Origin of the sequence: Pseudomonas fluorescens group sp., assembly GCF_020093335.1 — a bacterium.
Classification (GTDB): domain Bacteria; phylum Pseudomonadota; class Gammaproteobacteria; order Pseudomonadales; family Pseudomonadaceae; genus Aquipseudomonas; species Aquipseudomonas petroselini.
The window spans coordinates 1-22251 of sequence record NZ_JAIOKW010000059.1 but is presented as its reverse complement, the minus strand read 5'-3'; the positions used below and the strand labels follow the sequence as shown (position 1 = coordinate 22251).

Sequence of the window (22251 nt, the reverse complement as noted above, 5' to 3'; positions counted from 1 at the left end):
GAGTTACTTGTTGTTCGAGGCGGGGTATTGCAGCGAGTTGATTGAGCTGGGGCGGCGGGATGCGTTGGCCAAGCGTGAAGAAATCACTCGGTTCCTCGGTTTGAACCAGGACTAAATGTGGGAGGGGGCAAGCCCCTCCCGCATTAGATCTGCAGTGTTCTGTCAGAAGTGGTACTTGACCAGGAAACTCGCCGTGTCCTGGTTGGTCTTGAACGCGCCGGAATCTTCGATCCCGTACTTGTTCTTCCAGTAGTCGTACTCAAAGCCCACATACAACTGCTTGTCGCCCCAATGCAGCGCTTTACCCAGGTCATATTTGACCTGTGGGTTGAAGTGCAGGTTGGCGTGGTAAGTGCCACGGGCGTTCTTGTCGTTGTCCGTCACCCAGTCCATGAAACCATCGATCAGCACATCGGAGCTGCCGACCGGAATCGTGTACGACCAGACCGGGGTGATCTGCCAAACGCCGTCACCCGGGCGATTGCCTTCGGTCTGGCGCTGGTAGAAGTTCAACTGGAAGTAATCGAAACCGGGGATGTTCAAGTCAAAGCCGGGGCCGACCAGATACGACTCGTTATCGCCTTCGCCGAACTCGTAAGTCAGTGCCAGCAGCACATCTTTGATCGGGCCGAAGGACAAGTCTTTGTCCAGGATTTTGCCGAATGATAGCCGCGGGCTGATTTCGCCGTAATACGTACTTGGGCCGACGTTGCCGTCTTCCTTGCCGTTGTAAAAGATGCGGTCGACAAAGAGGAAGTTGTCGCCGTACTTCCAGGCATCGGCATGTTCGAACGTGACGGTTTGCTGGATCTGCGGGTTGACGGTAAAGCTCTTGCCCCACAGGTAAGTCAGGCTGTTGTTCTGCCACTGCAACAGGTCACCGGCCACGGCTTGGCCACCGGCCAGCAGGGATCCCGCCAGCATCAGGCCTTGGAACATAGGTTTCATTCGGTTGCTCCCGAGTTAAAGTTTTATGGTTTTTCTTCTACGCAGGCGCTCTGGTGTGGCGCCTTTGGCTTCGCTGCAAAAATCGTCTGTTTGGTCAGCTTTAGTGCTTTTAGCAAGAGCTGCGCCAAGGTGTTTAAAAAGCCAAAAAATCCCCGTCGGCTGCATCGGATGCAGTCGAATTCAGAGGACGTTTGCGCACGTTGGCCGCAGACATAAGGCCGGGATAAGTTGGCCTTGCAGTCAGCTTTTACATTCGCTGTTTTTTTTTGAGTTGATTCGAGCGGGCGCGGAGAATACTGGCTCCAAAGCTTGGGCTCAAGTGCGCTGTAACAGCGCGCGTGGGGCGAGAATGGGGCACGGCTTGTGGCCGGCCCCTGGTGAAGGGTGTGCATGTGAGTGTTCCCTGTCTTGTTATCGTTTTACTAACAAAGGAATCAATGCGTGTGAGCAACGGCAGGTCGTTCATCGCCGCCGAGAATGTTGAACAGGATATTCAGCGACAACGCGCTGAGGGTGGCCATGGCGATGCCGCTGTGGGTAATCGGGCTCATCCACAGCGGCAGCTGCGCGAAGAACTCCGGGCGCACCACTGGGATCAGGCCCATGCCGATGCTCACCGCCACTAACAATTGGTTGCGACGGTCGGCGATGTCGGCTTCCTGGAGGATCTTGATCCCGGTGGCCGCCACCATCCCGAACATGGCAATCGCCGCGCCCCCCAGTACCGCCGGTGGAATCGATGCCACCAGGTAGGCGGCCTTGGGCAGCAGGCTGAGTACGATCAGAAATGCGCCGGCCATCATCGTCACCGAGCGGCAACGCACGCCGGTCATCTGCACCAGGCCGATGTTCTGGGCGAACGAGGAGTGGGTGAAGGTATTGAAGAAGCCGGCAAAGAACGACGCACCGGCATCACACAGCAGGCCGCGACGGAGCATCTTCGGCGTGACGTCCTGGCCGGTGATCTTGCCCAATGCGAGGAACATCCCAGTGGACTCGACAAAGATGATTACCACCACCAGGCACATCGACAGGATCGGCGCCAACTCGAACTTGGGCATGCCGAAGTGCAGCGGCGTCACCACTTGCACCCACGGCGCCTGGGCCAGGCCGCTCAGGTCGACCATGCCGATAGCCCCGCACAAGGCGTAGCCCAGGCCCATGCCGATCAGCACCGAGATATTCACCCAGAATCCGCGCATGAAGCGGTTGATCAGCAGGATGGTGGCCAGTACCAACGCGGCAATTGCCAGGTAGATGGGGGAGCCAAACGTCGCAGCGGCACTGCCGCCACCGGCCCAGTTCACGGCCACCGGAAACAGCGACAGGCCGATCGCAGTGATCACCGTGCCGGTCACCAACGGTGGGAAAAAGCGTACGACCTTGGACATGAACGGCGCGATCAACATGCCAAAGAACCCGGCGGCGATGGTTGCGCCGAAGATCCCCTGCAAGCCGATACCCGGCATGCCGGCCATGGCGACCATGCTGCCGACGGCGGCAAAACTGGCGCCCATCATCACCGGCATGCGAATGCCCACCGGACCGATGCCGAACGACTGCACCAGGGTGGCGATGCCGGCCACCAGCAGGTCGGCGTTGATCAAAAAGGCGATTTCTTCACGACTCAGGCCGGCGGCCTGGCCAATAATCAGGGGCACGGCGACGGCACCGCCGTACATCAGCAAGACGTGTTGCAGGCCTACCAGAATCAGTTGCAAGAGGGGCAGCCGCACCATGGCGGGCGCGGCAGGAATCTGCGGTTCGACTAACTCGGTCATGCAACACCTCGGATCTTTTTATTGTTGTGTTGTTCGGCATTCAATTGCCGGGTGTAACTCAATCTTCAAAACACCGGAGACCCTTGTGGGAGGTGGCTTGCCCCCGATTGCAGTTGTTCAGTCACTGATGCGTTGAATGACACGCTGCCATCGGGGGCAAGCCCCCTCCCACATTTGGATCTGCGCCAGCCTGTCAGTTGGTGCGCGCTCCCTGGTTGATCCAGGTGCCGATCAGATCCCGCTCCTGCTGGGTCATTTGGGTGATGTTGCCCAGCGGCATGATCTGGCTCGCCACGGCCTGCGCTTGAATGCGCGCGGCCTGCTGCTGGATCTGCGCCGGGGTGTCGAACATCACCCCGGCCGGTGCGGTGCTGAACAACGGGCTGGTCGGCTTGGCCGAATGGCATACGGCGCAGCGTTCCTGGATCACGCCATGGACCTTGTCGAAATCAATCGTCGCCTGGGCAGGTGCCGCAGGGGCTGCAGCCGTTTCGGCAGGCGCAGCGGGCGCGGCGGGTTTCAAACCTCCGCCCAACGCCGTTTCCGGCAACGGCTGATACTCGATGGCCGCCGGCGCCTTGGCCACTTCCGGGGTCGTCGACACCGGTTTAGGCCCGGTCACGTACGCCAGGCAAATCATCGCCAAGGCGCCTACCGGCAAGGTCCACGCATACTTCTGGCTGTTATGCCGCGTGTTGAAGTAGTGCCGCACCAACACCGCCGCCACCGCAATACCGGCCAGGATCAGCCAGTTGTATTGGCTGCCGTAGGTGCTCGGGAAGTGGTTGCTGATCATGATGAACAGCACCGGCAAGGTGAAGTAGTTGTTGTGTCGCGAACGCAGCAGGCCTTTGGCTGGCAGCGCCGGGTCCGGCGTGCGGTTCTCGGCAATCGCCGCGACCAGTGCGCGTTGCGCCGGCATGATGATGCGGAACACGTTGCCGACCATGATGGTGCCGATCACCGCACCCACGTGCAGGTAGGCGCCACGGCCACTGAACACTTTGCTGAAGCCGTACGCGGCGGCAATCAACAGCACGAACAGGATGAAACCGAGCAGGGCAGGGCGCTTGCCCAGGGCCGAGTCGCAGAGGAAGGAGTAGATGAACCAGCCGGCGAACAATGAGCCAATGCCCAGCAATACGCCTTCCGGACCACTGAGGCTGCTGCCCGGTGCCAGCAGGTACAACGTGGGGTTCCAGTAGAACACCACACACAGCAGCGCTATCCCGGACATCCAGGTGAAATAGGCTTCCCATTTGAACCAGTGCAGGTTGTCCGGCATGGTCGGTGGGGCCAGTTTGTATTTTTCCAGGTGGTAGATACCGCCACCGTGGATCGCCCACAAGTCACCGGCCAGGCCGCTCTTGGGGTTGACGCGATTAAGGTTGTTTTCCAGCCAGACGAAGTAGAAAGAAGCGCCGATCCACGCGACGCCCGTGATCATGTGAACCCAGCGCACGCTCAGGTTCAGCCATTCCATCAAATGTGCTTCCACAGTCTTTACCTCTCGCCTGTCACCCTTGTTGTCGGGTGATCCGGCCTTCTCTTATTGGTGGGGGGCGAGGATCAACCGCTCATCCTCTTCAAAAAAATGCTCATCGCAGTTATTGCCTGTGCCACTGCGATCAACCACCAGGAAGTCATCCCGCTTTTCGATCGTCAGCACCGGGTGGTGCCAGACGCCGCGATGGTAATTAATGCCCTGCCTGCCGTTGGTGACGAAGGCGCGGACCAAGCCCGATACAGGTGCATCGCCAAGTGGCGCGACCACGATCAGAAAGGGGTTGCCGAGCAGCGGAATGAAAGCCTGGCTGCCCAGCGGGTGTCTCTCCAGCATGCACACGGTCAATGGCATATCCAGCGCGTCGGCGCGGAAGATGCTGATGATGGCGTTGTCTTCCGGCTTGGCGGTTTCGACCGTTGCCAGTTTGTGAAAGCGCATGGTCGACCCGTTGTTGATCATGAAGTGATCGCTGCCGTCGGTTTCGATAACGTCTCCGAAAGGGGCGAAGGCTTCTTTGGTCAGGGGTTCGATCATCAGTGTGCGCATGGCTGTCTTCTTATCCGGATTCTGTGTGTTTGTTTTGCTTCTGTAGTGAGCGGGCTTGCCCCGCGCTGGGTGGCGAAGCCGCCCTAAAACCAGGCGCCTGAGTTCTGTCTGACAGAACGCGGTGGCTGGATTGGGGCGGCTTCGCCACCCAGCGCGGGGCAAGACCGCTCACTACAGGGTTCACCGCTTACTTCGAAACTTTACCCAGTACGCGCAGGCGACTCACGCCACCATCCGGGAACACGTTCAGGCGGATGTGGGTAATCGGCCCCAGCGCCTTGATCTGCTCGGCGAAGGTGTGTTCGGCGTGCATTTCCAGCTTCTGCGCCGGCAGCAGTTCGCGCCAGAACAGCGATTGGGTTTCGATCTGGCTGTCGGTGCCGCCCTTCACGAACGCGCCCTGGATCGAGCAGGTGTCCGGGTAGTTGCCCTTGAAGTGCAGGGTGTCGACGATGATCTTCTCGATCTCGCCCGGGTGGCCCAGGGCGACGATCACCCAGTCATTGCCCGGTGTACGACGACGCGCGGTTTCCCAGCCGTCGCCCATGTTGACGCCACGACCTGGGTTGAGGATGTTGCTCATGCGCCCGAAGTGTTCGTCGGAGCACGCCAGGGCACGCCCACCGTTAAGTGCGGCAGCCAGGTCGACCTGTTCGTTGTCGCCCACCGAGGACCAGTCGCGGAACGGCACGCCGTACACACGCAGACGCGCCACGCCGCCATCCGGGTAGATGTTGAAGCGCAGGTGGCTGAACGCCTGGTCGTTGTTGATCTCGTGGTAGTGGTGGCTGTTGCCTTGCAGCTCGACGGCCGACAGCACTTCCACCCACTGGGTGGTTTCGTCAGGCTCGCCCGAGGCCAGGAAGCAGGCTTCCAGGGAGGCCGACGGCGGGTAGTTGCCGGTGAAGAATGAAGTGTCGATGTCCACGCCCTTGATCGAGCCCGGTACGCCCAGGCGGATCACCGCGCTGTCGTAGCCTTCGAAGCGCTTGCGGCGCGACTCCCAGCCGTCCATCCACTTGCCGTTGTCATCGAAAACGCCCTCCTTCCACACGGCCGGGGTCGGCTGGAACAGGCGGTTGGCGTCGGCGAACCAGTCATCGGTGACAGAGATGATCTTGGTGCCCAAGCGGGCGTCGGCCAGGTTGACGAACTTCTCGAAAGGTGCGGCGTAAGCTTTCATTCTTCTTGTCTGCCTTAGATAAAGTGGCTGGGGATGGTCGTTTAGAGGGTCAGTAAGCGGAACAACGCGATCTTGTTGATCTCGTCCAGCGCGCACTTGAACTCGGTGTCCACCGCGTTGTGGATGCGCGTTTCGAACGCGGCGAGGATCTGATGCCGGTTGCTGCCTTTTACCGCCATGATGAAGGGAAACTTGAACTTGGCCTTGTAGGCATCATTCAGCTCGGTGAAGCGCGAGAACTCTTCGGCCGTGCATTGGTGTATACCGGCGCCAGCCTGTTCATTTGTGCTGGCTTCGGTCAACTGGCCCTGGACGGCGGCTTTGCCGGCCAGGTCCGGGTGAGCGTTGATCAGTGCAAGTTGCTTGGCATGATCAGCGCTCAACAGGACGTCGCTCATGCGCTGGTGCAGGGTTTCGATCTGGTCGATCGACGCGTCCTGGCCCAGGTCGAAGGCCTTTTCGGCCACCCATGGCGAATGTTCGTAGATGTCGGCGAAAGCCTGGACGAAGGTGTCGCGGCTCAGGGTCGACGGTTTCAGCGTTTGGAATGCAGTCATTTCGCTGCTCCCGTGTACGGATGGGTTGCGTGCCAGTGACGGGCAATGTCGACGCGGCGGGTGAACCACACCTGTTCATGGCCCTTGGCGTATTCGATAAAACGCTTCAAGGCGGCCAGGCGGGCAGGGCGGCCGATCAGGCGGCAATGCAGGCCGATGGACAGCATCTTCGGCGCTTCGGCGCCTTCGGCGTAGAGCACGTCGAACGCGTCCTTGAGGTACTCGAAAAAGTCATCGCCCTTGTTGAAACCCTGCACCTGCGTGAAGCGCATGTCATTGGTGTCCAGGGTGTAGGGGATCACCAGGTGCGGCTTGCCGGTGGGGGTGTTGGGTTCCCAGTAGGGCAGGTCGTCGTCGTAGGTGTCGCAATCGTAGAGGAAGCCGCCTTCCTCCATCACCAAGCGTCGGGTGTTGGGGCCGGTGCGCCCGGTGTACCAGCCCAGCGGGCGTTCGCCGGTCAGTTCGGTGAGGATGCGGATGGCTTCGAGCATATGCTCGCGCTCCTGGGCCTCGTCCATGTACTGGTAGTCGATCCAGCGGTAGCCGTGGCTGCAGATTTCGTGGCCGGCCTCGACCATCGCGCGGATCACATCCGGGTGACGCTGGGCGGCCATGGCCACGGCGAAGATGGTCAGCGGGATATCGAATGCTTTGAACAGCTTGAGGATGCGCCATACGCCGGCACGGCTGCCGTATTCGTACAGCGACTCCATGCTCATGTTGCGCGCGCCTTGCAGCGGCTGGGCCGAGACCATTTCCGAGAGGAAGGCTTCGGATTCCTTGTCTCCGTGCAAAATATTGCGCTCGCCGCCCTCTTCGTAGTTGAGTACGAAAGACAGCGCAATGCGCGCCTTGCCCGGCCAATGGGGGTGAGGAGGGTTACTGCCGTAACCGATCAGGTCGCGTGGGTAGTCAGCGCTCACTGCAGTCTTCCTTCTTGTTCGTCGAAGTAGCGATGAGTGATTGTATACAACTTATTGCTCAGTTTGTAAGCCTGCATTTCTGCATTTTTTCCGAATGGCATGCGTTTAAGTTACTGCAAGAAACCTGCCTGACTGGTCAGCTAAAGCCTAAAAACTTTTTGGTAGACGCCCACCTGTAGGCGTTAGCTTACCGGCAAGCATTCTAACTGGGTATAGCAGGTGCACCACTGTCGCCACCCTGGTCGTCACTCACGGGGACCGGGTGTTTGTTAAATTTATTGTGTACAAGTTTTTTGAAAAGTGTCTTAATCGTTCATCGCCGGCTTTTTTGATGCCCTGAAAGAGTGCGGTTTCCTCTATTACTGACCACGGGAGGCGCACAGACGCCATGGGACGTTTGACCACACACGTTTTGGACGCCGCACACGGCTGCCCCGGCAGCGCAATCAAGGTCGAGCTGTATCGCGTCGAAGGCGCGCAGCTGGAACTGGTTGCCACCGCACAGACCAACAGCGACGGCCGCTGCGATGCCCCCCTGCTGCAAGGTGATGACTACCGCAGCGGTGTCTATCAGCTGCAGTTCAGTGCGGGCGACTACTACCGCGCTCGAGGCGTGCAATTGCCGGAGCCTGCGTTTCTTGATGTGGTGGTCCTGCGGTTCGGCATCAGCGCCGAGCAGGACCACTATCACGTCCCGCTGCTGATTTCGCCCTACAGCTATTCGACTTACCGCGGTAGCTGACTAACGTACACCACTGACTTCGTTGGTTTTGGCCCGCCCACACTGCGGGCTTTTTTTCGAGTGCTGTTCAAGGAGGGCGATCCGGCACGGGCGCTTTCTAAGGTTTCCCTAGCAGATGAACAGAGAGAGCCCCCGCGATATTTTTATTGGGCCAAGGTTATTTATGTACATCGGGAGCGGTCGTCGATCTGCGTAGCCTCGTGTTTTTCAGAGCAACGGAGGCGAAGATGAGCGAGGTACCCGACTCTCAGGCAGGACGTGTCGACGATGACCCTATCAAGGACGGCTTGACCCGCCGAATCAATTCCAGCGCTTCGCCCAGTCGCACGATCAACGAGCTGCACGCCGCCAGCCTGCGAGCCCGGGCATCGACCAAACGCCTGAACACCATACTGAGCCGTGCCCCACGCATTCGCCGGATTACGCGCGTGGCATTACAAAAGGCCTTCGGCGTGAACCTTGAAGCCCTGCCGGGCAAAGTGCCGATGCAGGAGGGCCAGGTATGCTCACTGCCGGACTTGATCGAGGCGAGCCTGAGGTTGCTGGCGTCGGAGCCCGATGATGATGGCGTGGCCCCGTGTACGCTGGATGACACGTCCCAGGCGGCCTTGTTGGATGCTCTTGGAGAGTGGAACCACGCGCAGCTTGATGAGGCCCAGGCGGATTACTGGACGGGATTGGCGGGCGACTCCTGGCTGTCACGCCAGGCACGTTGGCGTGAGGTCTACAGCGAGTGGTTAGCCGACCAGGCGTTGCTGGCTCACGGCGTGTTGGAGCTGTCGGATCATGGCGTGGAGATGGTCCAGGGCATCCTCGACGCGCCCACCTTGGCGGCGCGGCAGCAGGCGGGTGGGTTTTGGGGCGGTTTGCAGGTTTCACCGCTATTTTGGCCGGCCAAGGGAGCGGTCCGCGTGCTGTTGGGCGGCGCCTTGCATATCTATCAGGACGAGGGGCGCAGCCATCAGCGGCAGGTGATTGTTCTGCCGGGGTTGGCCCAGGTGTTTCACGAATTTGGCTCCTTGATCAGCTTGCAAGAGCAACTGCCGAGGTTGATCAATCGGCATTTGGAGGCCGTGTGGCCACGTTTGCCCCTGAGTCGTCGACACGAATTACCGGACGTTGTCTCACAGGATGCCGTTCCTCTCACCGTCCAGCCCCCGCAACCGCTGACGGATAACGCACTGCACCACAGCGCCGATAGCGTGGTGCGCGTCCAATGGGAAAATGAGCGCGATTGTGTCCGGCAGATCAACTTGGTCCTGGTGTTTCCTCGCGACGCGGCACGCGGCAGCGAGGGGAGTATTATCCAGCGCTTGCAGCGGGTTGAGCAGGAGCGCAAGCAGTGGATCCAGCCACGACCGGACATTCACGCTGCGTTGGAGCAAATGCTGGAGTGGGACCGGCTACGTCGGTTGCAGCACATCGATTTTGCCAGCCTGGATTCGGACCTGGCGATCAAAACCCGCGAAGCCAAGCTGCTGCGCTATGAGAAAGCGCTGTCGGGGCTGTTGGATCCCACGGACCTGAACCATGAGACCTCCGCGCATAGCGACTTCCAAGCGCTGCACCGGCAGTGGCAGGAGGCCTTTGCCGCTGCGCAAACGCTGGTCTCTGACTCGCGCCTGGCAGACCTCGAATACTGGAAATATAGCCCCGCAGGCCAGCGTTCACGGGCTTCGCAACTGCTGAAAGCATGCCATACGGCTTTGGATGCCGAGGTGCGCCTGCAACACCAGTTGAAGCTGATCGGGCCCCGCCATCTGAAGGTCGGGCTTGAAGCCCTGGAAAAAAAACCAGCCACCGCCGATGCACGCAGTACAACGCGGTGGCTGGGTGTCTCGATTGGCAGCGGCCATCGCTTGCTCGGAGCATGGGTCATCACCACTGCCGAGGCTGTGGCGCGGCCGATTCGCCAAGAGCCGGTGCTGTTTTATTTGCCGGGTATCCACGGTGGGCTTCAAGGGTTCAATTCACTGGAGCAACTGTCTGCCGCGCTGGACGCCAGTCTTAAAGGCGCGGACGGCTCACCCCTGTGGCGCAGCGTTCACCGTCCGAAGCGCGCACGGGCCATGGCTGAAGTCAACGCCTTGGCGACCGACCAGCCGTTGACGGTGACTTGGTCGGTGATTGAAGGGCACGCGCTGATGCTGGCGATTCGTGAGCAGCTCGAAGGCTTCAATCAACTGCGGGTGAGCGTGGAAAAAGGCGAGCAAATTTTTCGCGAAGTCAGTGACACATTTTTGGCCAAAATGCTCTTGGCCGATGAAGCGGCCAGCAGCTTGCAGATCCCACCCAACGACACGCGGGACCAGGCGTTGGCCAATGTCGAGGTCTTGCGCCTGGCGGCGGCGCAGGTCAAGCGTTTGCCCGCCTGGATGGCCCAGGCCGCAGTGGCCCAACGCAGGCAATATGGACGGCTGCAAACCCAGGCACTGAGTGCGCGCCAGGCCCTCGAGCGCGGCCTGTTGCACCAGTTGCCGGCGCTGGCGACGTTTGCTCGCCAAGCGCTGATCGCGCAGTTGACCGCCGATGGTTTTTATCCCGAGGTGAACATCGACCAATCGATGCTGGAGTTGCCCGATGATGTCAGCACCCACTGGGAAGGCCACCCACAACGCCCGGCGGGCGGGTCGGGGATCAAGACGGTGGTCAGCCAGCAACGCAGCCAGTTCAGCCTGTTACAACTGGCCCTGAGCAACCTGGATGCCGAGGCGCCCTGGACACGACAGAGGTTGCGCCATGCGCGTTACCTGGAACCCTCCTGGAAGACTCGCCTGACCCCTGACTATTTGCTTGAAACCATTTCGGCCCTGGACCTGGGCGGGCAGTACGACCACCAGATCAGTCAGGCGTTTTATGGCGATGGCGAGGGTTCTACTGGCCTGCGGGCGGTCCTGTTACGGGCGTTTCGGTTGGCGGCGCGATGGGAGCTGTTCAGTGCCGTCAACGCGGGGTTGAGTGCCCGTGCGCAAAGCCTGTTTGACGTTGCGCTGAGCGCCCGCTCGGTGTCTGACCTGGAACGTAACGGTCATCGGGTTCAGTTGTGTTGCGTTCGGCTGGAGGCGTTGACGTTACCCCAGCCGCGACATGTGGCTGGCATTGTGGTGATCCTCGATCAAGTCGATGGCCGGTGCCTGGTGTATTGGCCCGAGGCAACAGGGCATCCGGCGTTAACCGAGCACCTGAACCTGGCGCGAGCTCGTCAGGCACTGATCGACCTTGCGGCTGAACCGGACATCTGTCTGGACATTGCCCGCAAAATCGCGCCGGGTTGGGAGGCTCAGGCCCTCGGCAGTTACCCGGAAGTCCTGCACCGTGTTGCCGAACCATTGAGCTGGTTGAGGGTCATCCACGGGTTTGCAAGCAACGGTTGGCCGGGCATCGCAAGGGCTGTGCGGCGATGGTTCATGACCTGGCGCGTACAGCCGGCCAAAGCCTTGACGGAGATCGAAGCCGAAATCAGTGAGCAACAGGCCGCAGCACCGCGTCAGTGGTTGGGGATTACCCTCAGCAACGGCTATCACCTGTTGGCCATGGTGGCCCATGCTCGGGTACTCGGTGTCCAGCGCCAGGCGCGCAGTGAGTCCAACTCCCGTGAAGAGTTGCAGGCCTATCGCGAATGGCGCTTGGGTGAACAGGTCGACGCCAGGCGGCGCGGGCTATTGTCCTACGTGCCGGGGGTGGGCCTGGGTGTCAAGGTGTACGAAGTATTGCTGGCTGCCAGGCGGGTGTATCAACGCGCCTCGCCACATGCAGTGTTCGACCTGGTGTCGAGTGTCCACATGGCCGTGGTCGAAGCGCTCATGACCTTAAGCCCCGGCATCCTGGCGCGGGGCAGTCGTGGCCTCAGCACCGCGACCCTGCGCCAGGCCCTCAAGCAGTTGCATCGCCAGCAGCGAATGGCACATGGCGGCGACTTTTATTTGCGTTCGTCGCCCGGCGCGCGTTCGCTCAAGGGCCTTGACGGCTATAGCACCTCGACCACCGTCGACGGTGCGATTGCCCTTCGTGGCCACAGCAAGGGCAGTTATGTGAAAGGCGGCGAACAGTTTGTGGTCGACGGTGCAGAGCGCTACGCCGTTTATCGTCGCCCAGGGGAGCGCGACCTGCGCATGAAAAACACCAAGGTCGGCGGTGAGAACGAACTGGTGCTGCGCATTCAAGAACCCTCCGAGTGGCTACTGGGGGCCGACGCCCCGGAACCGACGCCCGGTCCCAGCTCCGGGCGGTGGAGGCCTTGGGATACAACGGAGGGGAACACCGGCTGGTCGGCACCGCAGGCTCCTCCCCGCACCGGTTATCGGGACCGCGCCGTGCTGGCGGATCATGCCTGGCAGGGCTGGGGGCAGGAAGTACCGGCCGAGCCACCGCAGGCGATATCCGAGTCCAAGCGCTTGTACCGTATGCCTGGCCCCCGACCTTACGACGCACTGCTGTTGGGCAACAAATATTACGAGATCCTCCCCGCAGGCGCGAAGGCACCGGACGATCTGGTTTTCGTGAGGCGTAGCGTACGCATGGGAGAAGGGTCTTATGACGAACTGGTGCACTGGCTCAGCGATGACCTGGCTTCCCAGCCCATTCCTTTTACCTTGGGGGCCGACGGCCTGTGGACGCCGCGTCAACCGCTGTTCGTTGGGCCCTTGGTCGAGTCGGTGGCTACGGCTTTTCCTGGCTTGACCCGTTCGAGTCAGTACGCCGTAGCCCATCGTCTGGTAGAACTGGCCGATACGGGGAACTCAATGACCGCCACGCGCCTGCTCAATATTCGCGCGACCCTCGATGATTGGCTGCCGCCGGTGCCCCGCGTTCTGGGGCAGACGGATGACCTGTTAAGGATGCTCAAGCCGCTGCGACTGGAGAAGCGAGCGAGCATCAACATCGCCACTGAAAGCACTGGGATGGGGTTTGCCCGCGTGGACTTCATCGTGCCTTTTCGACTGCCTCCTGCACTGTCTGGCCCAAAAGGCACCGCGAGTACGCACACCAAAAACTTGACCGTGCGCAAGGCCGTCAGGCAAGTGCTTGAGCGCCAGGGTTTTACCGTCACGGCAGTGGAGAAACGCAAGATGGGCAACCAGTACAACTTTATCTGCACCCATCCCAAATCCAGCAATGTGTACTTCATGATGACGCGCTGGACGGAGTCGAGCAGCCTGAATATCCAGTCCACGGATGTGCTGCAGTTGTCCGACACCTGGTTTCGACGAACCCTGACCCATAGCCCTGCCAGCAAGAAGGGGCTGTACGAGCCCGTCAAGCAAGCCATGAAGGACAAACGCCTGGTCAAAATGCTGGTGGGCATACAGCACAACCGCAGCGCGGGTTACTTTACGGTGTTCATGATTAAGGTGACGGACTAGGTAACGATCAGCGACTGAGCAGTGACGCCGCGCCCGCACCACTGAACAACCCTGCGCTGATGCGGTTGAACCAGCGTTGCCCCTTGCCGCTGCGCAGGTACTGCACTGCGCCATGGGCGCCGAGGCCGTAGGCCAGCTTGCACAGCAGGTCGAGTACGGTCCACGTGGCGATCATGATCAACAGCTGTGGCACAAACGCCTGCTGGGCACTGAGGAACTGCGGCAGGAAGGCGGTAAAAAACAGGATGTCCTTGGGGTTGCTGGCGCCCAGTATAAAGGCGCTGCCAAACAGCGTGCGAAAGCGCGGCGTAGCGACGGCCTGCGGTACCACGGCACCTTGGGCCGGTTGGCGCGATTGCTGCCAACTCTGCCAGGCGAGATAAAACAGGTAGACCGCGCCGACAATTTTCAACGCGCTGAACAGGTGTTCCGACGCCAGCAGCAGGGCGCCCAGGCCTAATGCCGATGCGCTCAACAGGCAGATCGAGGCAGACACGCCACCGAGAAATGCCGGGTAGGAGCGGCGCAGACCGAAATTCAAACTGTTGCTGATCATCAGCAATGACAGCGGTCCTGGGATCAGGATCACTACCAGCGCAGCGCCGCTGAACAGCAGCCAGGTTTCCAGACTCATTGCGTTCCTCCCTTCATACAAAAGCCCCACCCGACGGGGTGAGGCGGGGTCAAACCGGTGTCCCTACAGAAACGCGAACTTGGCAATGAAGATCGCGCAGAGCACCCACAGGCTGACAGAAATTTCCCTATGCTTGCCGGTACCGGCCTTCAGTGCCACATAGGTGATAAAACCCAGGGCGATCCCGTCGGCAACCGAGAAGGTCAGCGGCATCATGATCGCCGTAACAATCGCCGGGATGCTGTCGGTGGCGTCGTCCCAGTTGATATGGGCCATGCCGCTCATCATCAGCATCGCGACATAGATCAACGCGCCGGCCGTGGCGTACGCAGGAATCATGCCGGCCAGCGGCGCGAAGAACATCGCCGCCACAAACAGGACGCCCACGGTCACGGCCGTCAGCCCGGTGCGGCCACCGGCGGCGACACCGGCGGCACTTTCCACGTAGCTGGTCACCGGTGGCACGCCGACCATGGCACCGAACACGCTGGAGGCACTGTCGGCCTTCAACGCGCGGGACAGGTTATCGATCTTGCCATCGGCATTGACCAGCCCGGCTCGTTGCGCGACGCCCATCAGTGTACCTGCGGTGTCGAACATGTGTACAAAAAGAAAGGCAAATACAACGCTGATCATGCTGACATTGAACACACCTTTCACGTCCATGGCCATCCAGGTCGGCGCCAGGCTCGGTGGGGTGGAGATCATGCCGTTGTAGTGCACCAACCCCAGCCCCCATCCGGCCAGGGTGACGGCGATGATGCTGATCAGGATCGCGCCAAACACGCGGTGGTAGCTGAGAATGGCGATGAGCAGGAAGCACACGGCCGCGAGCAGTGGTGCGGGTTCATGCAGCGAGCCGAGCTTGATCAGCGTGGCCGGGCTGTCGACGATGATCCCGGCGGTTTTCAAACCGATCACCCCGAGGAACAAACCGACGCCCGCGCCCATGGCATGGCGCAGGCTGACCGGAATGCTGTTGAGCAACCACTCACGCACCCGCGAGAGCGTCAGGCCCATGAACAACACGCCGGAGATAAACACCGCGCCCAGCGCGGTTTCCCAGGTGTAGCCCATGGTGCCGACCACGGTGTAGGTGAAAAACGCGTTCAACCCCATGCCTGGTGCGAGGCCCACTGGCCAGTTGGCATACAGGCCCATCAACAGGCAACCCAGCGCGGCGGCGATGCAGGTGGCGACGAACGCCGCGCCATGATCGATGCCGGCGTCGGCCATGATGTTCGGGTTGACGAAGATGATGTATGCCATGGTGATAAAGGTGGTGAGGCCGGCGATCAGCTCGGTCTTCACTGTGGTGCCATGCAAGCGCAGTTTGAACAGGCGTTCCAGCCAGCCGGTATGGGTGGGTTGGAGGTCCAGGGGTGAGGCTTCGGATTTGCGGCTATCCACAGCGAGTACTCCTCAAGCATTTTATTGTTATGGCCAGCGCGTAGGCGCTGAGAGGTACTGGCGGGTTTGTTGACCAATAGGTCAGGAACTCGCACGAAGCGAATTATGCTTTTGTATACAAATAAAGCAAATAATGTTTTCGATTGGCTGGGTAAAAGGGGATGAAAGGCTAATTAGCCGCACTTAACGCCTGATTCACTGCCAGCCATCCCGCCACCGCGTCTTCGCCCGCTTCACTGAACGCGCGCTGTAACAGCTTCACCTGTTCACGGCGTAATGACTGCTCGAAACGCCGACCTTCCTCTGTCAATTCCAGCAGGCGTTTGCGCTTGTCGGTCTCGGACGCGACGCTGTCCACCAGGTGCATTTCCTGCAATTGACGCAACGGCATGTTCAGCGCCTGTTTGCTCACCCCGAGCAATTCCAGCAGTTCCTTCACGCTCAGGGCGGGGTAGCGTGCGATAAAAAACACGATGCGCTGGTGCACCCGGCTCAGGCCACGGCGCTCAAGCATTTCGTCGGCCTTGGCGGTAAAGGCCTGGTAGCCGAAGAAGAACGCCTCCATGGCTGTTTGCTGGCTGGTCGGGTTTTTAAGGTCAAGCATATTGACGTATCCACTGAAGTCGTCGTAATTTCGGTCAACCAGTTTGACGTATTTTCTACAGTCTTCGCTACCGGTGACCCTAATGGCCTTCTCTGAACGTGTTACGCGCCTCAAAAGCTCCCTGATCCGTGAAATCCTCGCGGCGGCCCAGTGTCCGGAAGTGATGTCGTTCGCCGGTGGCCTACCCGCGCAAGCCATGCTGCCCGCCCTGGACTGGGATGACATGCCGCTCACTATCGGCCAATACGGCATGAGCGAAGGCGAACCCCACTTGCGCGAACTGCTCGCTGCGCAAGCTCGCGCCTTGGGCGTACCGTGCCAGGCCAGCCAGGTGCTGGTGGTCAGCGGCTCCCAGCAAACCCTGGACCTGGCCGCCAAACTGTACATCGATAAAGGCACCCAGATCCTGCTGGAAGGCCCGACCTACCTGGCTGCTTTACAGATCTTCCAACTCTTCGGTGCCGACTGCCTCACCGTGCCACTGGAAACCGACGGTCCCGACCTGGCCGCGTTGCGCGCCAACCTCGAACGCCACCACCCGGCGTTTATCTACCTGATTCCAACCTTCCAGAACCCGTCGGCTGTACGCTACAGCGAGGCCAAGCGTGCAGCGGTCGCCGCCTTGCTCGACGAGTTTGGGGTGACGCTGATCGAAGACGAGCCCTACCGCGAACTGACCTTCGACGGCGGCAGTGCCAAGCCCATCGTCGGGCGCCTGAAAAAAGCCAGCTGGATCTACACCGGCACTGTGTCCAAGACGTTGTTGCCCGGTTTGCGCGTGGGTTACCTGATCGCCAGCCCGGACCTGTTCCCGCATTTGCTCAAGCTCAAGCAATCGGCGGACCTGCACACCAACCGCGTCGGCCAATGGCAGGCGATGCAATGGGTCGGCACGGAAAAATACCAACAGCACTTGGTAGAACTGCGCAGCTTTTACCGCGAGCGCCGTGACGCATTCCAAGTGGCGCTGGCGCATCACTTCGCTGACCTGGCCGACTGGCAGGTGCCCCAGGGTGGATTATTCTTCTGGCTGACCTTGAAACAGCCGCTCGACACCCGCACCTTGTTGGCGCAAGCGTTAGAACAGAACGTCGCGTTCATGCCCGGTGAACCGTTCTTTTCCGAGCCGGACCAACACCTGGGTTCGCTGCGGCTCAATTTCAGCCATATCGACCCGGCCCGCCTGGACGAAGGTCTCAAGCGCCTGGCCGCGGTGGTCCGTCAAGCACAGCACGCGCAAGCGGCATAAGGGGAGCCCCATGTACAAAGTTTATGGCGATTACAAGTCGGGCAACTGCTACAAGGTCAAATTGATGCTCAGCCTGCTGGGCATCCCGTACCAATGGATCGATGTCGATATCCTCAAGGGCGACACCCAGACCGCCGAATTCCTGGCCAAGAACCCCAACGGCAAGATCCCGGTACTGGAACTGGAAGACGGCACCTGCCTGTGGGAGTCCAATGCGATCCTCAACTTCCTCGCCGATGGCAGCGAGTTCCTGCCGACCGAACCGCGCCTGCGTACCCAAGTGTTGCAGTGGCAGTTCTTCGAGCAGTACAGCCACGAGCCGTACATTGCGGTGGCGCGGTTTATCCAGTTCTACCTGGGGCTGCCCGAGGAACGCCTGGAGGAATACAAGAAGCTGCACAAGGGTGGCTACAAGGCGCTCAAGGTCATGGAGCGCCAACTGCAACTGACGCCGTACCTGGTGGGTGATCAGTTCTCCATCGCGGACGTGGCCTTGTATGCCTATACCCATGTGGCCCATGAGGGTGGTTTTGAGCTGGACGCTTATCCGGGTGTGCAGGCGTGGTTGAAACGTGTTGCCAGTCATCCTAAGCATGTGGCCATGCTGGACTGATTCACTCGGTCAAAATGTGGGAGCTGGCTTGCCTGCGATAGTATCGCCGCAGTGCAACTGGCAGACAGTGTCGTCTGCATCGCAGGCAAGCCAGCTCCCACATTCAGCTCAGTGGTGTGTCAGAGAGTTGTTCTTTCAACAGGTCAAAGCAGCGTTGCGCCGCCGGGCTCAACCCCATCCCGCTGCGGCTGATCAACCCGATCTCCCGGTTCACGCCGGGGTGATCGATGCTGATGCGCTTCAACCCTTCCAGGCTGTCCGCCGCCGATTCCGGCAGCACACTGATGCCCAATCCCTGGCGCACCAACGCCAGCACCGTCGACATGTAGTTGGCTTCCATGCCGGCGTTCATCGTCAGGCGTGTCTCATCGAATAGCGCATCCACTTGCTCCCGCACGCTGCTGTCACGGCCAGTGAGGATGATCGGCTGGTCCGCCAACTGTTCCAGGCTCAGTTGACGGTGGCGAGTGAGGGGATGATCCACCGGCACGAATGCACACAAGCGATCATTCAATACCGGCACGAACTCCAGGCCATGGCTGAGCCGTGCGCGCACGCCGATGCCGAAATCCACCTCGCCGGAACGCACCTGGGCATGAATCCGGTGGGCCACCAGGTCATGCAGGCGCACTTCGATCCCGGCAAAACGCTCGCGAAACAGGCGCAGCGCCGGCGGCAGGGTGCCGGCGCAGACCGAGGGCAGGGCGGCGATGGTGACCACGCCCCGGCGCAGGGCGGCCAAATCGCGGGAGCCGGTGACGATGTTGTCCAGGTCCAGCAGCAGTTTTTCCATGGGGCCGCGGGCTTCCTGGCCGGCGGCGGTGATGCTCACATGGCGCGGGCTGCGGTCGAGCAGGGCAACGCCGAGCCAGTCTTCCAGTTGCTGGACCTGCACCGTCAGTGCGGAAGGCGACAGATGCAGTTCATTGGCCGCCTTGGTGAAGCTGCCTGTGCGAGCCACCGCAAGAAACGCTTGAATGTGTTGGATACTGTTCTTCATTTTGTTTTTCCGAACACTAGCTGGTGAATATTCCAATTTACAAAGACTACCTCGCTTCCAATACTCCAGGGAAAACAATAACCGGCCACCAAGGCCGCTCTGGAGTAACCCATGCTCGCTACCCTGGGTGTCATCACCATCCTGTGCCTGCTCGCTGCTGTCATGAGCAAACGCCTTTCACCGCTGGTGGCGCTGATCGCTTTACCGATCATCGCCGCGCTGCTTGGTGGGTTCGGCCTGCAGACCAGCGCCTTCATCATCACCGGTATCAAGAACGTCGCCCCCGTGGTGGGCATGTTTGTGTTTGCGATCTTGTTTTTCGGGATCATGACCGATGCCGGTATGCTCGACCCCATCATTGACCGCATCCTGCGTACGGTAGGCACGCGTCCTACGCGGATTGTCGTCGGTACCGCGACCCTGGCGCTGTTGGTGCACCTGGATGGCTCCGGTGCGGTGACCTTCCTGGTGACGGTGCCGGCGATGTTGCCGCTGTATACCCGGCTGGGCATCGACAAACGTATCCTCGCCTGCGTCTGCGCGATGGCGGCCGGGGTCAACTTTCTGCCATGGACCGGGCCGGTGTTGCGCTCGTCGGCGGCGCTGCATGTGCCGGTAGCCGACCTGTTCCAACCGCTGATTCCAGTGCAGATCGTCGGCCTGGTCTTCGTCTTTGGCTGTGCGTGGTGGCTCGGCCGTCGCGAAGAAAAACGCCTGGGCCTGGGCGCCGGTTCAACCGTCGATGCGGTGCCGCAACGGGTACTCAGCGACGATGACATCAAGCTGCGTCGCCCTCGGCTGTTCTGGGTCAACCTGATCCTGACTGTGCTGGTCATGGTGGTGATGATCGCCGGCTGGGTCGACCCGGTGGTGATGTTCATGCTCGGCACGGTGCTGGCACTGTGCATCAACTACCCGAACGTGGATGCCCAGCGCGCCCGCATCGACGCCCATGCAAAAACCGCCCTGACCATGGCCAGTATCCTGCTCGCCGCCGGGGTGTTTACCGGGATCATGCAAGGCACCGGGATGCTAAAGGCGATTGCCGAAGTGGCAGTGGCACAGATTCCCGCCGGCCACGGCAAGCTGATCCCGGCCGTGGTGGGCTTTATTTCCATGCCCCTGAGCATGCTATTCGACCCCGATTCCTACTATTTCGGCGTAATGCCGGTGATCGCCGAAGTCGGCAAGGCCCTCGGCGTCGACCCGCTGCAAGTGGCCCAGGCCTCGTTGCTGGGCGTACACACCACCGGCTTCCCGGTCAGCCCGCTGACCCCCGCGACCTTTCTGTTGGTGGGCTTGTGCAAGGTCGAATTGGCCGATCACCAGCGCTTTACCATCCCTTTTCTGTTTGCCGCGTCGGTGTTGATGACCCTGACCGCGTTGCTCCTGGGAGTGATTTGAGATGAAAACCTTGCGCATCGGTTCCGGCGCCGGCTACTCCGGCGACCGTATCGAACCTGCCGTGGAACTGGCCGAGCAGGGCGACCTGGATTACCTGGTCTTCGAGTGCCTGGCCGAACGCACCATCGCCCTGGCGCAGCAGGCGCGGATCACTGACCCCGCTGGCGGTTTTGACCCGTTGTTGAGTGAACGCATGCGTCGTGTGCTGCCCTTCGTGGGGATAAGCGCCGGGCGTCGCCGTCTGCGGGTGATCACCAATATGGGCGCGGCCAACCCGCTGTCGGCGGCTGTTGAAGTGCGGCGGATTGCCGGCGAGCTGGGCCTTGATCTCAAGGTGGTTGCCGTGGTCGGCGACGACGTGTTGACGGTGCTGCAGCCCGAGTTTCTGCTGGATAACGGCCAGACGGTCGGTTCCCTGGGCGAGCGGATCATTTCCGCGAATGCATACTTGGGCGTCGATGGCATTCTGGATGCGTTGCGCGCGGATGCGGATGTGGTGATCACTGGGCGTGTGGCCGACCCCTCCTTGTTCCTGGCGCCGCAGATGTTTGAGTTCGGCTGGGCAGCGGATGATTGGCAGCGCCTGGGACGCGGTACGTTGGTGGGGCATTTGCTCGAGTGCGCCGGGCAAGTCAGTGGCGGCTATTTTGCCGACCCTGGTCGCAAGGCGGTGGAGGACCTGGCCCGCCTGGGCTTCCCCCTGGCCGAGATCGATGCCGAGGGTGAAGCGCTGATCACCAAGGTCGCCGGCTCCGGTGGCCGGGTCAGCCGCGCCACGTGCACGGAGCAACTGATCTACGAAGTGCACGACCCGGCGGCGTACCTCACGCCTGACGTGACCGCTGATTTTTCCCACGTGGGATTTGTCGAAGAAAGCGCTGATCGCGTTCGCGCCGTGGGTGCGGGTGGCCGTGCGCGACCCGAGCAGTTAAAGGTCAGCGTCGGTTATCTGGACGGTTGGATCGGCGAAGGGCAGATGTCCTACGGTGGCCCCGGTGCTGTCGCACGAGCGCAGCTGGCGCGGGATGTCGTCCTCAAGCGTCTTGAGTTGACGGGCGTGAAGATGCAGGACGTGCGTGCCGAACTGATCGGCATGGACGCGCTCCACGGACCGCGCAGCACGGTCGAGCCCTGGGAGGTGCGCCTGCGCGTGGCGGCCCGCTGTGAAGCCCGCAGCGAAGCGGTGCGTGTGGGCAATGAAGTGGAAACGCTCTACACCAACGGCCCGTCTGGTGGCGGCGGCGCCAGCAAAAGCGTACGCCAGGTGGTGGCAGTGGCATCGTTGCTGCTGCCGCGTAACGTGGTCAACCCGAGGATCGAAGCATGAAGCTGCACACGCTGGCCCATTCCCGGACCGGGGATAAGGGCGATACGTCGAACATTTCGATTATTGCGTACCGTGCCGAGGACTATCCGCTGCTGTGCGAAACGCTGACCGCCGAGCGCGTGGCTGAGTTTTTTGCGGACCAGCTGGAGCCCGGCGCTGCACCGGTGCGGCGTTATGAATTGCCTAACGTGCAGGCACTGAACTTCGTGCTGCCGGGGATCTTGCGGGGGGGCGTCACGCGTTCGCTGGCGCTGGATGCCCATGGCAAGTGCCTGGGCTCTGCATTATTGGATCTCGACCTGTAAATACCGTAACTGTGGGAGGGGGCTTGCCCCTGTACAAACCGGGGACATCGTTTACATTTCTAACCGGGGACATGGTTTACAGGTTAATACGCATGATCAGGAGGTAACTGATCATGCCCTGGAACCAAGAGTCCCCCATGAACCAACGAATCAAG

20 protein-coding genes are annotated in these 22251 nt (G+C 60.8%); 8 read left to right on the top strand and 12 right to left on the bottom strand.

The features are described 5' to 3' along the window. On the top strand, positions 1-115 hold a 115-nt coding region (locus K7431_RS31360; RefSeq protein ID WP_370636191.1), incomplete at its 5' end, for a hypothetical protein. A gap of 47 nt (positions 116-162) precedes the next feature. Here the strand turns inward: K7431_RS31360 and K7431_RS29540 are convergent. The 8 genes from K7431_RS29540 to puuE all read right to left on the bottom strand — a co-directional run bounded on the left by K7431_RS29540 (position 163) and on the right by puuE (position 7445). Beyond that, complete coding sequence (locus K7431_RS29540) at positions 163-948, bottom strand: outer membrane protein OmpK (protein ID WP_015885129.1); 786 nt, start codon at positions 946-948, stop codon at positions 163-165. Between the two features lie 23 nt (positions 949-971). Then, complete coding sequence (locus K7431_RS29535; RefSeq protein ID WP_148270931.1) at positions 972-1340, bottom strand: hypothetical protein; 369 nt, start codon at positions 1338-1340, stop codon at positions 972-974. A gap of 42 nt (positions 1341-1382) precedes the next feature. Continuing rightward, positions 1383-2729 (bottom strand): nucleobase:cation symporter-2 family protein, encoded by a 1347-nt coding sequence (locus tag K7431_RS29530; RefSeq protein WP_015885128.1) that lies wholly within the window; start codon positions 2727-2729, stop codon positions 1383-1385. Positions 2730-2922: 193 nt separating this feature from the next. After that, positions 2923-4227 (bottom strand): urate hydroxylase PuuD, encoded by a 1305-nt coding sequence (locus tag K7431_RS29525; RefSeq protein ID WP_015885127.1) that lies wholly within the window; start codon positions 4225-4227, stop codon positions 2923-2925. A gap of 51 nt (positions 4228-4278) precedes the next feature. Further along, positions 4279-4782: an ureidoglycolate lyase gene (locus tag K7431_RS29520; RefSeq protein ID WP_015885126.1), complete on the bottom strand. Its 504-nt coding sequence runs from the start codon at positions 4780-4782 to the stop codon at positions 4279-4281. Positions 4783-4969: 187 nt separating this feature from the next. Then, positions 4970-5965, bottom strand: a complete 996-nt coding sequence (gene alc / locus K7431_RS29515; RefSeq protein ID WP_015885125.1) for an allantoicase — start codon at positions 5963-5965, stop codon at positions 4970-4972. A 41-nt stretch (positions 5966-6006) separates the two neighbouring features. Further along, positions 6007-6522, bottom strand: coding sequence for a 2-oxo-4-hydroxy-4-carboxy-5-ureidoimidazoline decarboxylase (gene uraD / locus K7431_RS29510; protein ID WP_015885124.1), 516 nt, complete (start codon positions 6520-6522; stop codon positions 6007-6009). After that, positions 6519-7445 (bottom strand): allantoinase PuuE, encoded by a 927-nt coding sequence (gene puuE / locus K7431_RS29505; protein WP_015885123.1) that lies wholly within the window; start codon positions 7443-7445, stop codon positions 6519-6521. Before puuE ends, uraD begins: the two co-directional genes overlap by 4 nt. Positions 7446-7833: 388 nt before the next feature. Between puuE and uraH the strand changes: the two genes are divergently transcribed. Both uraH and K7431_RS29495 read left to right on the top strand, forming a co-directional pair. Next, positions 7834-8187, top strand: a complete 354-nt coding sequence (uraH, locus tag K7431_RS29500; RefSeq protein WP_015885122.1) for a hydroxyisourate hydrolase — start codon at positions 7834-7836, stop codon at positions 8185-8187. 227 nt (positions 8188-8414) lie between these two features. After that, the gene (locus K7431_RS29495; RefSeq protein WP_148270930.1) at positions 8415-13550 is read left to right on the top strand and encodes a dermonecrotic toxin domain-containing protein; all 5136 of its coding nucleotides are present in this window, start codon (positions 8415-8417) and stop codon (positions 13548-13550) included. Between the two features lie 7 nt (positions 13551-13557). On the opposite strand, the gene K7431_RS29490 is transcribed toward K7431_RS29495, so the two are convergent. The 3 genes from K7431_RS29490 to K7431_RS29480 form a co-directional block, all read right to left on the bottom strand. Further along, positions 13558-14184 (bottom strand): LysE family translocator, encoded by a 627-nt coding sequence (locus tag K7431_RS29490; protein WP_015885120.1) that lies wholly within the window; start codon positions 14182-14184, stop codon positions 13558-13560. Positions 14185-14247: 63 nt separating this feature from the next. Then, on the bottom strand, positions 14248-15594 hold the full coding sequence (locus K7431_RS29485) for an NCS2 family permease (protein ID WP_015885119.1): 1347 nt from the start codon (positions 15592-15594) through the stop codon (positions 14248-14250). A gap of 169 nt (positions 15595-15763) precedes the next feature. Further along, positions 15764-16198, bottom strand: coding sequence for a MarR family winged helix-turn-helix transcriptional regulator (locus tag K7431_RS29480; protein ID WP_015885118.1), 435 nt, complete (start codon positions 16196-16198; stop codon positions 15764-15766). Between the two features lie 82 nt (positions 16199-16280). Between K7431_RS29480 and K7431_RS29475 the strand changes: the two genes are divergently transcribed. Both K7431_RS29475 and K7431_RS29470 read left to right on the top strand, forming a co-directional pair. Next, a complete protein-coding gene (locus K7431_RS29475; protein ID WP_015885117.1) occupies positions 16281-17447 on the top strand; it encodes an aminotransferase-like domain-containing protein in 1167 nt (388 codons plus the stop codon). A 10-nt stretch (positions 17448-17457) separates the two neighbouring features. Continuing rightward, positions 17458-18060: a glutathione S-transferase family protein gene (locus K7431_RS29470; protein ID WP_015885116.1), complete on the top strand. Its 603-nt coding sequence runs from the start codon at positions 17458-17460 to the stop codon at positions 18058-18060. Positions 18061-18163: 103 nt separating this feature from the next. Here K7431_RS29470 and K7431_RS29465 read toward each other — a convergent pair whose 3' ends face one another. Continuing rightward, the gene (locus K7431_RS29465; RefSeq protein ID WP_015885115.1) at positions 18164-19060 is read right to left on the bottom strand and encodes a LysR family transcriptional regulator; all 897 of its coding nucleotides are present in this window, start codon (positions 19058-19060) and stop codon (positions 18164-18166) included. A 111-nt stretch (positions 19061-19171) separates the two neighbouring features. On the opposite strand from K7431_RS29465, the gene K7431_RS29460 reads away from it, so the two are divergent. The 3 genes from K7431_RS29460 to K7431_RS29450 are packed head-to-tail and all read left to right on the top strand — an operon-like array spanning position 19172 to position 22096. Next, entirely contained in the window at positions 19172-20464 is a 1293-nt protein-coding gene (locus K7431_RS29460; RefSeq protein ID WP_015885114.1) for a CitMHS family transporter, read from the top strand. A 1-nt stretch (position 20465) separates the two neighbouring features. Further along, entirely contained in the window at positions 20466-21791 is a 1326-nt protein-coding gene (locus K7431_RS29455) for an acyclic terpene utilization AtuA family protein (protein WP_015885113.1), read from the top strand. After that, positions 21788-22096, top strand: a complete 309-nt coding sequence (locus K7431_RS29450; protein WP_015885112.1) for an AtuA-related protein — start codon at positions 21788-21790, stop codon at positions 22094-22096. Before K7431_RS29455 ends, K7431_RS29450 begins: the two co-directional genes overlap by 4 nt. The last annotated feature ends 155 nt before the right edge of the window (positions 22097-22251 follow it).

What these genes read in the sequence shown, in the direction of transcription:
- K7431_RS29540 (WP_015885129.1), bottom strand. Translation starts at nt 948, where the DNA reads ATGAAACCTATGTTCCAAGGCCTGATGCTGGCGGGATCCCTGCTGGCC.
- K7431_RS29535 (WP_148270931.1), bottom strand. Translation starts at nt 1,340, where the DNA reads ATGCACACCCTTCACCAGGGGCCGGCCACAAGCCGTGCCCCATTCTCG.
- K7431_RS29530 (WP_015885128.1), bottom strand. Translation starts at nt 2,729, where the DNA reads ATGACCGAGTTAGTCGAACCGCAGATTCCTGCCGCGCCCGCCATGGTG.
- K7431_RS29520 (WP_015885126.1), bottom strand. Translation starts at nt 4,782, where the DNA reads ATGCGCACACTGATGATCGAACCCCTGACCAAAGAAGCCTTCGCCCCT.
- alc (WP_015885125.1), bottom strand. Translation starts at nt 5,965, where the DNA reads ATGAAAGCTTACGCCGCACCTTTCGAGAAGTTCGTCAACCTGGCCGAC.
- uraD (WP_015885124.1), bottom strand. Translation starts at nt 6,522, where the DNA reads ATGACTGCATTCCAAACGCTGAAACCGTCGACCCTGAGCCGCGACACC.
- uraH (WP_015885122.1), top strand. Translation starts at nt 7,834, where the DNA reads ATGGGACGTTTGACCACACACGTTTTGGACGCCGCACACGGCTGCCCC.
- K7431_RS29495 (WP_148270930.1), top strand. Translation starts at nt 8,415, where the DNA reads ATGAGCGAGGTACCCGACTCTCAGGCAGGACGTGTCGACGATGACCCT.
- K7431_RS29490 (WP_015885120.1), bottom strand. Translation starts at nt 14,184, where the DNA reads ATGAGTCTGGAAACCTGGCTGCTGTTCAGCGGCGCTGCGCTGGTAGTG.
- K7431_RS29480 (WP_015885118.1), bottom strand. Translation starts at nt 16,198, where the DNA reads ATGCTTGACCTTAAAAACCCGACCAGCCAGCAAACAGCCATGGAGGCG.
- K7431_RS29475 (WP_015885117.1), top strand. Translation starts at nt 16,281, where the DNA reads ATGGCCTTCTCTGAACGTGTTACGCGCCTCAAAAGCTCCCTGATCCGT.
- K7431_RS29470 (WP_015885116.1), top strand. Translation starts at nt 17,458, where the DNA reads ATGTACAAAGTTTATGGCGATTACAAGTCGGGCAACTGCTACAAGGTC.
- K7431_RS29465 (WP_015885115.1), bottom strand. Translation starts at nt 19,060, where the DNA reads ATGAAGAACAGTATCCAACACATTCAAGCGTTTCTTGCGGTGGCTCGC.
- K7431_RS29460 (WP_015885114.1), top strand. Translation starts at nt 19,172, where the DNA reads ATGCTCGCTACCCTGGGTGTCATCACCATCCTGTGCCTGCTCGCTGCT.
- K7431_RS29455 (WP_015885113.1), top strand. Translation starts at nt 20,466, where the DNA reads ATGAAAACCTTGCGCATCGGTTCCGGCGCCGGCTACTCCGGCGACCGT.
- K7431_RS29450 (WP_015885112.1), top strand. Translation starts at nt 21,788, where the DNA reads ATGAAGCTGCACACGCTGGCCCATTCCCGGACCGGGGATAAGGGCGAT.